This is a genomic window from Gardnerella sp. DNF00354 (assembly GCF_049262755.1).
Lineage (GTDB): Bacteria > Actinomycetota > Actinomycetes > Actinomycetales > Bifidobacteriaceae > Bifidobacterium > Bifidobacterium vaginale.
In genome coordinates this window covers 1,556,336-1,569,637 of the sequence record NZ_CP058402.1, presented here as the reverse complement: position 1 = coordinate 1,569,637, position 13,302 = coordinate 1,556,336, and the positions used below count along the sequence as shown (strand labels likewise).

Genomic DNA, 13,302 nt, shown 5'->3' with positions numbered 1-13,302 from the left:
CAGGCGATTATCAGACTTGTAACAAAATTACGAGTAGAATAAGAACTGTGATACTTGATCGTCATAATCGTTTAAATTTGGCTGAACTTTACGCAAGCTTGCAAGGTGCTGGCGATGGTGAGTCGACAGAAACCGCTGCGGAAAAATCGCAAGCAACCGCCGACGAAAAGTCCGCGCAAAAATCACCTATAAAAAGCGAAACTCCGCATCTTCCGCCCGAGCAGATGGACGAATTTGTAAACATGATGCAGGTGTATGAAGGCGCGATGTACGAAATCAGCACGAAGCTGGAGATTTTGGACGGTGAGTTTCAGGTGCGATTTTCGCACAATCCCGTGCATCACATGGAGCGGCGATTAAAATCCGTGCACTCGATTTTTGAGAAGCTGCGCCGCAGAAACCTAAGCATATCAACGCGTTCGATTCGTGACAATCTGTTCGATGTGGCTGGAATCCGCGTGATTTGCAACTATCGCGATGACGTGTATGCGGTTGCGCAATACCTTTCCAAGCAAACGGATATTCAAGTGTTGCAGGTTAAGGATTACATTAAAAACCCAAAGCCGAACGGGTATCGCAGTTTGCACGTGATTTACGCTGTGCCAGTGTTTTTGTCGTCGGGCGCGCATTACACGCCTGTGGAGGTGCAGTTCCGCACGATTGCAATGGATTATTGGGCGAGTTTGGAGCACGCGTTGCGTTATAAGGCGGATTTGCCTGACGCAAAGTTGGCGGAGCATTCCAAGACGCTGCTTGAGTGTGCGCAGAATTTGCAGGCAATTGAGGCGCAAATGCAGGGGATTCATCGCGATATTAATGGTGCGCCGCGCGTGGAGGATGCGCCTGAGTCGTAACAAGCTAATTCATATTGATCTGTGCGACACACATAGTCGTACAAATGTACTATAATTAGATACTTAATAATGATTTAGGAGGAATTATGGGAGATTTTGGAAATTTTAACAGCAATTATGCTGGCAACTTTGCACAAAACCCAACAATTGTCGACGCGCAGGCTACTTATGTGCGTGAGCAGGCAGAGCGAGTGAGTGTGCGTCGAGTTTACGCAGAGATGACCGTTGGACTAATCGTCACAACGCTTGTGGCAATGTTTACGCAAAGTACGGGTGCGCTTTACTATTACTTGTATGCTACGGGTCGATTTGGATTCTTCGGCATTATTATTGCGCAAGTAGCGCTTGCTGTTATTCTTGGAATGCGCGTTATGAAAATGAGCGTTTTTGCTGCGCGTGCGATGTTCTATGCGTATGCTGCACTTACTGGCTTTACGCTTAGCGCGATTTTTACTGTGTTTAGTCTCGGCTCTATTGCAATGGTTTTGGCTTTAACTGCTGGATTCTTCCTGTGTCTTACAATGCTTGCACTCACTACGAAGGTGAATATGCTTAAGGCTGGCCCGATTCTTATGGTGGCTTTGTTGGTGTTGTGCGTGAGTCAGGTAATTCTTATGTTTGTTGCTCCAAGTGCTGGAACAATGCGACTTATTGCTGCGATTGCAGTGCTGATTTTTGCAGGTCTTACGGCTTATGATGCACAGAAAACTCGTGCGATTTTTGAAGCGTATGCTGATCAGCCAGAAATGATTAAACGTATTTCGATTATTTGCGCGTTTAATCTTTATTTGGACTTCATCAACATGTTTGTCTATTTACTGGAATTGCTTGGGAATAGGCGCGACTAGATACGAGTGTGTGCGTTTTCCTAGGGATTATGATAGGCTATTCGCTTGTGTGATTGATGCGCATATTGCGTAGCGAGCACACATGGATGGGTGTCCGAGCGGTCTAAGGAGACGGTCTTGAAAACCGTTGTAGGGAAACCTACCGCGAGTTCGAATCTCGCCTCATCCGCGAACGGGGTTTCTAGCCAATCGCTAGAAGCCCTTTTTTCATGCCAAAAACCCTTGAAATATCAACGTTTTTGGCTTGTTTACAATGTTTTTCTGTTTTGCATCTTGTTGTATTAAATGTCATTATTTTTGATTACGAACGGGGTGTTTGGCGGGGTGGTTTTGATATCAAGTTGAGAGTTTTTGCCGAGAATGTACGCATTTTGTGTGTTTTTATATATTTATATTTTCGGGAAACTGGATTAGATAGAACGATAGTGACGCTCTTGAGATGTGATTGAGTCAAGCACAAATTGCGCGCCACTTCTATTCTCCTGGCTGCTTACAAAATCTTGCGGAGAATAAGGCGCCGCGCTGTTAAACATTTCCTCGTATTGCGAAACGCTTAATTGAGTGCGATTGTTTAGCGCTTTTAAGTGCCGATTAGAAAACAGCGCGCTACGCCAGTCTGGAACAAGTGTTGCACTAAAGAATTCTGCTACAGCACCAGAACCATATGAGAACAAGCCGATTTTTTGGCCTGGGAGTAGGGGAGAAGACGGTGATTCGTTTGTGTGTGTTCCAGAAGATAAGTCGCCAGTAATCGACGAATCATAAGAAACCGACGAATCGCCAGCAGACTCTGACGAATAGTCAAAATTCCTAAAATAATCGTAATCAAGTAAAGAAATTAAGCCTAAATAGAGTGAACCAGTGTAAATATTTCCGATTCGGCGACTATATTGTGTGCTGTCTTGGTATCTAGCAAGAAGACGTTCGCGCGTATCGTCCGTAAGAGACGCGCACGAATTTGCCTCAAAACCAGCTCGAAGCGCTTTAAGCCCCATTTTTGTGTACGGAAGATGGAAGCAAATCGCCTCAAAATCGTTGAAATTGCAGTCGTTTTTCGCGCTGTATTGCTGCCACACATCGCAGAACATGTGAATATATTGTTCGGTTGAAAACTTTCCGCGCGCCAAAGCAGTGCTTTGATATACGGGTCGCCAAAAATCCTGAATTTCTGCCGATTTTACAACGCTGTCGTCGTTGATTTGCAACACGTGCGGATTCTCGCTAACAAGCATTGCCGCAGCGCCAGCGCCTTGCGTAACCTCGCCAGGAGTTCCCACGCCATAGCGCGCGATGTCTGCCGCAATCACCAAAACTTGCGCGCTAGGATGCGTCAAAACGTAATCACGAGCCATCATAAGCGCCGCAGTTCCGCCATAACATGCCTCTTTTACTTCAACGCAGCGCACCCACGGACTGAGATCCAACAGTCGGTGAATGTAGAGCGCACTGGATTTGCTGGCATCGACGCCGCTTTCTGTGCCAACAATCACCATTTTGAGGCGGCTGTTATCGATGTACGGCAGCAGCGGCAGCGCAGCTTGAGCGCCAAGTGTTACGATATCTTGATGATTTGGCGGCACTGCTTGCTGGCTTTGACCGATTCCGATCGTGAATTTGTTCGGGTCTATTCCGCGCGCGATCGCCAGATCTTTCATGCTTAGATAGCAATTTGGAGTTGCGAAAGTTATGCGGTCGATTCCGACTTTTGGCGTGTTTTTTGAAGTATTGCTCATGGTTTCCTATTTTTTTTTAAGGGCGATTTTAGTGGTGTAAATTTTACGGCGCGGTTGCTGGCGACTTATCCCAAACAGAAGAAAGTCGTAGTTAACCGAGTAACACGTGTAATTATTATTGTAAACTCTAAGTATTTTTGTCTTTTCGTAAATTATCAAGAATCATCCTTGCAGAATTCGTGTTCAAATCTGAACGCTTTTCGTTTAGAAGCGCGTGCACAACCTTCTGAATTTCGTCTCCATGTGCGCCAGATGCGATAGCGATGTTTGCGGCTTGAAGGCGCATGTGACCAGCTTGGATTCCAGGACCTGCGAGTGCGCGAAGGGCTGCCAGGTTTTGTACGAGTCCAACGGCGGCAAGAACGTTACGGAAATCATTGGCGTTTTCGACTTCAGCAACTTGCAGCGCGACTTTTGACATTGGAAGTGAGGAGATTGCGCCACCTACTGTGCCGATTTGCAATGGTATTTCGATACGACCGTAAAGGATTTGACCTGAATTTTGCAAGGTCCATGTTGAAAGAGGCATGTAACGACCGGATTTTGCTGCACATTCGTGCGCTGCTGCTTGTAATGCGCGTGTGTCGTTGCCAGATGCGAGTGCTGCTGCCACTATTCCGTTTAAAATTCCTTTGTTGTGGGTTGCAGCGCGCTCCGCGTCTACGGCGGCTAGGGAGCTTAAGGCGGCGATGCGGCGCGCAAGGCGCATGCCGTCGGCATCTCCAGCCGCGGCTGTTTTTGCGCTATGCACAAGCGCTTCTACAGGTAGGTGAATTTCGGCGATTGTTGCCGCGCGGCTGGAGTTGGCAAGAATTGCCACTAGCGCCTTGCGCCCCACCCAGCTTTCCAGCTGGGTTTTCACGGCTTCGCCAATGGTGTTTGCTATGTTTGCTCCCATTGCGTCGCACGCGTTTATGTCTAGTGTTAGTTTGGCGAAGCCGTTCAATGTCGCCGCCTGTGCGCGTTCTAATCCGCCGCCGCGTTGGTATATTGATGGGTGTGCGGAGCGCGCAACCTCACTAATCGTCGTGCGTTTTGACTCGTCGCGCATTATTTCGTCTAGTTTTTTGGCTACACTTCCGTCTTTGTCTTCAAACACGATTTGTGTACTCGTAACGTAATGTGCGCTGTGTGCCACAACGCCATTTTCTAGGCTTTTTGACGCTATTTTTGCACCGTTGCATGCAGCAGCGATTACGGATGGCTCTTCTGTAGCCATCAGCACGTTTCGCGTTACTCCGTTTACTTTTAGTCCGCGCACAACGCCTACTGGCAGGCTGAATCGCCCGATTTGATTTTCGATCATGCTGTTCGCAACGCTTGCAGGAATGTTTGTTTCGCTGCTTTGTGCGAGCTGTTCGAGCATCAGTTGCGCGCAATCCTCACTAAGCGCGCCTTCTGATTCCAGAGTTTTTATGCGCTGTTCTACGCTTAATTCTCGAAAAGCTGCCATGTTTCTCCATTTTTTTTTTTGCGCTATTTTCACGATTTTCACTTTTGCAATGTTGCTTTGACGCTATTGACGCTATTTTCAAGTCGCCAGCAACCGCAAAGTCGTAAGTAACCGTCCGCGTTGTAGCCAACCGCCATAGTCGCCATCAACAGCAAAGTCGCCAGAAGTACCGCCATAGTCGCCAGTAAACTCGCGTATTGCAACGCTACTACTACGGACTACTACGGACTACTACTACTTTCGCATCCTAACTTGCATGCTCACTCCGATTCCGCCGCCCACACACAACGCCGCAACGCCGTTTTGCATGTGATTGTCTTTAAGCGCGTAAAGAAGTGTTGTTAAAATCCTGGCTCCGCTGGCCCCCAAAGGATGTCCGAGCGCTATTGCTCCGCCTCTTATGTTCAGTTTGCTTTCGTTAATGTTCAGCTGCTGGCAGACTGCTATGCTTTGTGCGGCAAACGCTTCGTTAATCTCAAAAAGGTCAATGTTTTCAACGGTGTATCCCGTGTTTTTTAGCATGCGTTCCATAACGTGTTTTGGCGCGTATCCCATAAGATCTGGGCTGATTCCGCCTTCTGCAAATCCCACGATTTCTGCCAAATAGTCGATTTCGTGCGCGATTGCGTAGTCTTTGCTCATCAAGACGAGTGCTGCGGCGCCGTCATTGATGCCACTCGCGTTTCCAGCGGTTACAGTAGGCGAGTGTTTTGCGCTAAAATCCGCCTCGCAAGTTTCATCCGCTTCGCACATTCCATCCGTCTCGCGCACATCAAAATCCGCTTTAAACAACGTTTTAAGCTTAGCAAGCTGCTCCATAGACGTGTTGGCTCGCGGATGTTCATCGCGGTTAATCACAGTTCCGTCATAAAGTTGCACTGGCGTAATTTCTGCGTCAAAATCGCCATTATTTTGTGCAAAAACAGCTTTTTGGTGGGATTTTAATGCGAAAGCGTCTTGCTGTTCGCGCGATATTCCAAATTTTGCAGCCACGTTTTCCGCGGTAACTCCCATTTCTTTGCCAGTAAAAGCGTCACAAAGACCGTCTTTTTTTAGTCCATCAACCAGTGCGCTATTGCCGTAGCGAAGTCCACCAAATCGCACGTTTTGTGCATAAAAAGGCACGTTGCTCATGCTTTCCGTGCCGCCAGCAACTACAATCTGTGCGTCGCCCATGCAAATCGCCGTCTGTGCGAGTCGTATGGCTTTAAGACCAGACCCACAAACTTCGTTGATTGTCATCGCGCAACTTGACTCGTCAAGTCCAGCGCTAAGAGCGATTTGGCGCGCAACATTTTGACCGCTACCTGCCTGAAGCACGTTTCCAAAAATCGCTTGATCTACGGATTTTGGGCTGATTCCTGCGCGTTTAATTGCGGCTTTTGCTGCGATTGTTCCTAACTCAACCGATGTGAGCGATTTTAATGCGCCTCCGAATTTACCTATCGGTGTGCGCGCTGCGCTTACAATCACAACATCAGTCATACGTTTAGCCGCCTAATCAGTTGAAACTAGCCTATCTAGCCTATTGAAAGTATCATGCTGAAAACACTAACCGAACTACTTTATCGTATTTTTACGCAAAATTGCGATTTGTGAAGAATTATGCTTAATTTTTTCACAATTTGCGCACAATCACATTGACTAGTCTATTTGCGGAAGGTGATTGACCCATCGTTAGGATCCATTGCGTCCACAATCGCAAGCGAATCCAAATCATACCCAGCTTCGCGCAATGCATCTCCGCCGCCTTGGAAGCCTTTTTCAATTGCAATACCGATGCCAGCAACCGTGGCTCCAGCGTGGTTGCAAATGTCAATCAACCCTTGTAAAGCCTTGCCGTTAGCCAAAAAGTCGTCCAGAATCAAAACTCGGTCGTCTGCGTTTAAATACTTTCTAGACACAATCACTGGGAACTCGCGCTGCTTTGTGAACGAGAATACGGTAGACACGTATTGGTCTCCGTCTAGATTGATCGATTGCGCTTTCTTTGCAAAAACCACTGGAACGTTGCCGAAATGACGAGCCGCAACGCACGCGATTCCGATTCCCGAAGACTCAATTGTTAGAATTTTGTTTATTTGTGAGTTTTTAAAATGCTTCGCCCAAGCTGCGCCCATTGCGTCAAAAAGCGCGCAATCGCACTGGTGGTTAAGGAATGCGTCAACTTTCAAAACATTTCCCGGCTTAACAATGCCTTCTTTTTGGATGCGTTCTTCAAGTTCTTGCACGATTATTCCTTTCAAATTGCGCCGTATTTTGCGTATGTAGCGTGTATTTGTATAGCTTACCCCTCGCTTTGACTCACTTAGCGCGTTACTCTTTAAGCTCGAAGGTATGTCGTATAGCACGAGTTTGTTTCTTTCCCCGAGTTTGTTTCTTTCCCCCTGCATTTGTTTACATTTCGACCCAAAAAGGGAACAAACGCGGGAATAGCGCGACTAATCGTCGATTCGCAAAACGCTGCGATTGTGTTTAGCTGGTGTTCGTTAAAATTGGTTAGAGTTTAATTTTTGCGATTTGAAACACAGGAGCGAGGGGCTTTTGAGCAAGTACGGTTATGATTTTGATTTGTTTGGCAATCCAGAAGATTCCAGCGAGCAGAGTAATTCGCTTATTAATAAAGATATGACGAGCGAAGTTTCTGCTTCTACGGTTGCTGGCGACTTTTCCGTGCAATCTTCAAATTCCGCACAATCTTCCCAAACAGCTCAATCTTCTGCCGTTGCCCAATACGCTCAAACATCCGCACAATCTTCCGACCTACCCGAAATCAATCCACAATCGCTTTTAGAAGGTCTAAATCCTCAGCAATATAAGGCTGTTCAATACGAGGGTCCCGCGCTTTTAATCGGTGCAGGTGCAGGCAGTGGCAAAACGCGTGTTCTTACGCGTCGAATTGCTTGGATTTTGGCTAATCGCAAGGCGTGGCCGAGTCAGATTCTTGCAATCACGTTTACTAACAAGGCTGCAGCTGAGATGCGTGAGCGTCTTGCGAACCTAATTGGCAATAATGCAAATAGCATGTGGGTCTCCACTTTCCATTCTGCTTGCGTTAAGATTCTTCGCGCTCATGGTGATTCAATCGGCTTAAAATCAGGTTTTTCTATCTACGATTCTTCGGATTGTGAGCGTCTTGTCAAAATAATCGAATCTGAATTGAATATCGACATTAAAAAGTTTACGCCTAAACTTTTATTGTCTAAGATATCTGATTTTAAAAATAATTTGGTTACTTGGCAGGAAAATCTTAAAAATTGTGCTCCAGATTATAAGCCAGGCGCGTCTGTATCTGGTGCATCTAGCTTTAATGCTGCTGGCAATGCTGATGCGCTTTACGCTGCTGTTTACGCGGAGTATCAAAATAGGCTTAACGTGTCGAATGCTGTTGATTTTGACGATTTGATTATGTTAACGGTTAGGCTTTTGCGCCAAAATCCGCAAGTTAGTGCGTATTATAGACGAAAGTTCCGCTACATTTTGGTTGACGAGTATCAGGATACTAATCACGCGCAATACGTGTTGATTCGTGAGCTTGCAGGTGTGGATGATGCAGGTGTGGATGATTATTCCGCAGATTCATCAGTTTCATCAGATTCATCAGATTCATCAGATTCCACTCAACTTCCGCAGTCTTCAATCACGGTTGTTGGTGATTCAGACCAGTCGATTTATGCTTTCCGCGGTGCAGATATTCGCAATATTCAAGACTTTGAGCAGGATTTTCCAAACGCTACAACAATTATGTTGGAGCAGAATTATCGCTCTACGCAAACCATTTTGGACGCTGCAAATGCAGTAATCTCCAACAACGCTAATCGAAAGCCTAAAAAGTTGTGGACTTCTTTAGGTAAAGGTTCGCCGATTATTGGTTATGTTGCTGATAATGCGCAAGGTGAGGCTTCTTGGGTTGCTCAAGAAATCGCGCGTTTGCGTGGCGAAGATGGCATAAACTACTCGGATATTGCGATTATGTATCGCGCAAATTCGCAATCTCGTAGCTTGGAAGATGCGCTTATTAAGTCGGGTTTACCGTATCAGCTTGTTGGCGGAACTAAGTTTTATGAGCGTCGCGAAGTCAAAGATGCGCTTGCTTACTTGCAATCTATTGCAAACCCTGATGACGATGTCAATATGCGCCGCATTTTAAACGTTCCAAAGCGTGGTCTTGGAGCACGTGCTGAGTCGCAGATTACGTCTTATGCAAAAGAAAATTCTATAAGTTTTTGGTCTACTCTTAATCAAATAGATAAGATTGCAGAACAAATTGGTATTTCATCTCGAACTTTTAATGCGCTTAAGAGTTTTAGGGATCTTATGACTTCGCTTATCGACTTTATGAAAGCTAACGATTCCAAGCCTTCTAAGGTTGTAGAGAACGTGCTTAATCAAAGCGGATTGTTGCAGGATTTGCGAGAGTCTAAGGACCCTCAAGACGAATTTAGAGTAGATAACTTGTCTCAATTGCAATCGGTTGCAGCTGAATATGAACAGAATACGCCTGATGCTAATGTTGCTGGTTTTTTGGAGACTACGGCTTTAGTTGCAGATTCGGATCAGCTTCCAGACCAGGGCGAAGATACTGGAAAAGTTACGCTTATGACACTTCACACGGCTAAAGGTTTGGAATATCCTGTTGTGTTTTTGACTGGAATGGAGCAGGGCACTTTCCCTCATTTGCGCTGTGTTGACAATCAAAAGGAGCTTTGCGAAGAGCGTCGTCTTGCATACGTTGGTATAACTCGCGCTAAGAAGATTTTATACGTTACTTGGGCGGCTGAGAGATCGCAATGGGGCAAGTCGGCAGAAATGATTCAAAGCCAGTTTTTGGACGAGATTCCTGCTGATTTGATTTCTTGGAAGCGCACTGAGGCATCTGTTATGCGAGCTGGGCTTAGGGGAGCGGGTAGTGATTTTGACCGCGATTTTGACAGTGACTTTGGAAGCGATGGCGGTTGGGACGATGATTCGTACACCACTTACGGCGGATCGAGTTACAGAAAATCGCATTATGGCAAGTCTTATGGTTCAAAGTCTTATGGCTCTAATTCATATGGCAATTCATATGGTTCAAAGTCTGGAAAAGTCACCACTCGTATCGCCAGAAAATCTAGTGCATCCTACCAGTATCAATCATCCACATCAAATTTGCAGTCATCTTCATCATCATTGTCTTACAAAAAACAGAGTTTGCAAGAAAAGGACAATCACTTAAACATCAATGATTTCCACGAAGGTGACAAAATTTCGCACGACACTTACGGTCTTGGAACCGTTATTAAAACGCAAGACAAGGGAAGAAACTCAATTATTACAGTTGACTTTGGTTCGGATGGTGTAAAAAGACTTATGTTAAGAGTTGCACCGATTGAGAAATTGTAAAATTGTAATTTTTTTCGTTTTATAAATGTTGCACTTAAAATAATGCAATCTTACTGAAGATTACTTTAAAATATCAATTGTAATATTGTTATAACTAGTGCGTGATTATATACACTAAAACAAAATATTCAAGACTTGTTTTCTATTAAGCTATACGAAAAAATATAAAAGTAGGAAAAATATAGAAGTAAACGAAACCGCAAATGTGTAAGATTCGTGACTCAAGAGGAAGTTGATTAAGCTCTTAAGCATTGCGATTGTATTTATAAACGAGATTTTAAAAGGCGTGGCGCTTACAAACGTGAGTGCCGTAAAGCGTGTTGCGTTAAAAAGCAACACTAAAAAATAATAATTAGATTTAATGAGGTATTTATTATGAAGAACAAATTATTCGCATCGCTTCATGCAATTATTTTTGGAATTCTTATTGCTATAGCGCCATTGACATTTGCAAAACCATGCTCAACTGGAGGCATGCACAAAATGGCTAAAATGTCTAAAATGCCTATGATGATGCAACCTATGGCATGCTACTACACCAGCCGCGTGGCTATTGGAATTGGCGTAGTTATTGCAATTCTAGGTATTATTGCGCTATTTGTTAAAGAACACGTTCGCGCTGGCTTAAATATTGCTGTAATCATTAACTCTCTGTTTATGATCGCTACTACAACGTTCCTTATTGGTGTTTGCAAAAGCCCGATGATGCATTGCACATCTGTTATGCGCCCAACGTTGATTGTGTTATCTGTACTCGCGTTGGTGTTTGCATCTGTTAGCGTGTATCTTGACACTAAATCTGCTTGCTAGTGCGCATCTAAGTAATTTACTATGCGAACTATTACATTAAAGCGATTGCCGCTAGAAAACCTAAAGCAAAAGCCGCTTAGAACCGCCGCGTTAATCGTGGTTTCCGCGTGCTTAGCTGCAGTGTTTTTTGGCGGCTCGCTAATCTCCCTAAATCTTTCAAACGGCCTAAACAGCATGCGCGCTCGTCTTGGCGCGGATATTATGGTTATTCCGCAAAACACTTACAATCGCGCGGAAGCGTTGCTAACTAATGGCGGATCTAGCACGTTTTACTTTACAAACAATATTGAGGATTTTGTGCGAAAGTCAAAAGGCGTTGAAAAAGCAAGCGTACAAACTTACATATCTTCTCTATCGGCTGGATGCTGTGCGGAAAAGTTGCAAATCATAGGTTTTGATCCTACTAGTGACTTTGTAATCGCTCCATGGATTTATTCACAGCACAAAAGCGATCTTAAAAAAGGTCAGATGATTGCAGGCGCAAACGTGCTTGTGTCTTACCAAAACACAGTTCGCTTGTATGGACATGAATGGCCGATTGTTGCGCAACTTGCTAAAACAGGCACTAGCTTAGACAACTCAGTGTTTGTAAACAGAGATACGATTCCAGCGGTTGTTAAATATTCGTCGAAAGTTGGACACACTGCGATTCCTGCAAAATATGCACGCAAGGCTGTTAGTGCGGTTCTTGTAAAAGTGCGTAAGGGTTTTAGTGCGCAAAACGTTGCGGAAAATATTCGTAAAACTAGCGGAATTAAAAGTCTTGGAATGGTGTTTCCAGGAGGAATTACCGAGCAGACTAAAAAGAGTTTAGAAGTGCTAAACAAGGCGATTTTTCTTGGCATTCTTGCGTTTTGGCTTGTGGGAATGCTGATTCTTGTGTGCGTTTTTGCATCTTCTACTTCGGAGCGCAAAAGAGAATTTGCTTCTCTTAGGATTTTGGGCGCCAATAAGAGCATGCTTCTAAAGATGGTCGCGCGTGAATCGTCGGCGATTGGTTTTGGTGGAGGCGTGATTGGTGTTGCTTTCGCTTCGCTTATTTTGTTCCCATATAATATTGTGATTTCTCAACAGCTGCAACTACCGTACCTGGAGTCGAATGTTTGGTTTGTGTGCGCGATTGCAGCGGTTTCTGTAGTGTTTTCGCTTGCTAGCGTTTTGGTAACCTCTGCAATTGTTGTGGGGAGAATCGCAAACAGAGAAGCATATTTGACTTTAAGAGATGGCGAATAAAATGGCGAATAAAATAGTTAGCAACGATTTAGTAGTAAATCTTAAAAACGTCACTCGCGAATTTAAACGCAAAAATAGGAAGTTTATTGCTGTAGACGATGTTAATTTTTCGCTTAAAGCTGGCGACTTTGTGGCGATTATGGGCAAATCTGGCAATGGAAAGTCTACTCTTTTAAACATGATTGCAGGACTTCTAAAGCCTACTCGTGGAAACGTTACTATTTTTGAATATGATATTTCGTCTCCTTCTGTAAGCGACGAGCAAATTTCTGCGATTCGTGCAAAAAACATTGGTTTTGTTACGCAATCGCAGACGCTGCTTGCTAATTTGAATGTGTTAAATAATGTTATTCTACCCGTTAAGATTGCTGATGCTTCTTCTAGACGTGTAGACGATTCAGCGGAAAAATTTGAGCCAGAAGATTGTACGAATGTGGCTTCTCGAGCTATAAATTTGCTTAAGCGTCTTAATGTTGACGATCTTGCGCATTGTTATCCGCGTGAGCTTTCTGGCGGAGAAATGAGACGCGTTATGATTGCGCGCTCTTTGATTAACAACCCGCGTTTGCTGTTGTTGGATGAGCCTACGGGCGATTTGGATTCGCAAAACACTCAAACTGTGGTGTCTCTGCTGCGCGATTGTGCTGCTTCTGGCGCGGCTGTTTTAGTCGTTACTCACGATGAATCTGTTGCTGCAAGCGCTAACAGTGTTTACACAATGGATTCTGGCGTACTTCGTGCACTCTGTGACTGAGCTTTGTTGCGCGAGCGCGAGTATCTACGGTGTGGAGTAGCATAAGGAACGATGCCTATTTTCGTAGGCATTATCTGGAGCCTTAGCCCATCAGTGGGTCGGCGCGTAAGAATTATGGCGTTATTTCAGCGTTTTAATGCTTTCGCGTTCGTGTGTTAGCACGAAGAAGCACTGGAGAGGCCGGCTCAGCGTGAATAATCATAAATGTTTGGTTCACGTTCCGTTCAGATAACGA

General features: G+C 44.8%; 10 protein-coding genes and 1 tRNA gene. 7 read left to right on the top strand and 4 right to left on the bottom strand.

Annotation, left to right across the window (positions count from 1 at the left end; all coding sequences use genetic code 11):
• The first annotated feature begins 47 nt into the window (after positions 1 to 47).
• From HXT24_RS06235 to HXT24_RS06225, 3 genes are all read left to right on the top strand, one after another.
• Complete coding sequence (locus HXT24_RS06235; RefSeq protein ID WP_116692661.1) at positions 48 to 854, top strand: GTP pyrophosphokinase; 807 nt, start codon at positions 48 to 50, stop codon at positions 852 to 854.
• A gap of 86 nt (positions 855 to 940) precedes the next feature.
• A complete protein-coding gene (locus HXT24_RS06230; RefSeq protein WP_016813367.1) occupies positions 941 to 1,702 on the top strand; it encodes a Bax inhibitor-1/YccA family protein in 762 nt (253 codons plus the stop codon).
• A gap of 84 nt (positions 1,703 to 1,786) precedes the next feature.
• Positions 1,787 to 1,871: transfer RNA gene (locus HXT24_RS06225), tRNA-Ser, on the top strand.
• Between the two features lie 241 nt (positions 1,872 to 2,112).
• Here HXT24_RS06225 and HXT24_RS06220 read toward each other — a convergent pair.
• From HXT24_RS06220 to HXT24_RS06205, 4 genes are all read right to left on the bottom strand, one after another.
• Positions 2,113 to 3,435, bottom strand: a complete 1,323-nt coding sequence (locus tag HXT24_RS06220) for a hydroxymethylglutaryl-CoA synthase (protein WP_422119363.1) — start codon at positions 3,433 to 3,435, stop codon at positions 2,113 to 2,115.
• A 127-nt stretch (positions 3,436 to 3,562) separates the two neighbouring features.
• On the bottom strand, positions 3,563 to 4,888 hold the full coding sequence (locus tag HXT24_RS06215; protein ID WP_415704873.1) for a hydroxymethylglutaryl-CoA reductase, degradative: 1,326 nt from the start codon (positions 4,886 to 4,888) through the stop codon (positions 3,563 to 3,565).
• Between the two features lie 234 nt (positions 4,889 to 5,122).
• Positions 5,123 to 6,373, bottom strand: coding sequence for a thiolase family protein (locus HXT24_RS06210; RefSeq protein ID WP_415704871.1), 1,251 nt, complete (start codon positions 6,371 to 6,373; stop codon positions 5,123 to 5,125).
• A 164-nt stretch (positions 6,374 to 6,537) separates the two neighbouring features.
• Positions 6,538 to 7,119 (bottom strand): xanthine phosphoribosyltransferase, encoded by a 582-nt coding sequence (locus HXT24_RS06205; RefSeq protein ID WP_004121080.1) that lies wholly within the window; start codon positions 7,117 to 7,119, stop codon positions 6,538 to 6,540.
• Between the two features lie 313 nt (positions 7,120 to 7,432).
• Between HXT24_RS06205 and HXT24_RS06200 the strand changes: the two genes are divergently transcribed.
• From HXT24_RS06200 to HXT24_RS06185, 4 genes are all read left to right on the top strand, one after another.
• Positions 7,433 to 10,270, top strand: a complete 2,838-nt coding sequence (locus HXT24_RS06200; protein WP_032812614.1) for an ATP-dependent helicase — start codon at positions 7,433 to 7,435, stop codon at positions 10,268 to 10,270.
• 375 nt (positions 10,271 to 10,645) lie between these two features.
• The gene (locus HXT24_RS06195; RefSeq protein WP_016828767.1) at positions 10,646 to 11,080 is read left to right on the top strand and encodes a DUF4418 family protein; all 435 of its coding nucleotides are present in this window, start codon (positions 10,646 to 10,648) and stop codon (positions 11,078 to 11,080) included.
• Between the two features lie 21 nt (positions 11,081 to 11,101).
• Positions 11,102 to 12,313: an FtsX-like permease family protein gene (locus HXT24_RS06190; protein WP_016828766.1), complete on the top strand. Its 1,212-nt coding sequence runs from the start codon at positions 11,102 to 11,104 to the stop codon at positions 12,311 to 12,313.
• On the top strand, positions 12,303 to 13,067 hold the full coding sequence (locus HXT24_RS06185; RefSeq protein ID WP_016828765.1) for an ABC transporter ATP-binding protein: 765 nt from the start codon (positions 12,303 to 12,305) through the stop codon (positions 13,065 to 13,067). The genes HXT24_RS06190 and HXT24_RS06185 overlap by 11 nt, the downstream gene beginning before the upstream one ends.
• The last annotated feature ends 235 nt before the right edge of the window (positions 13,068 to 13,302 follow it).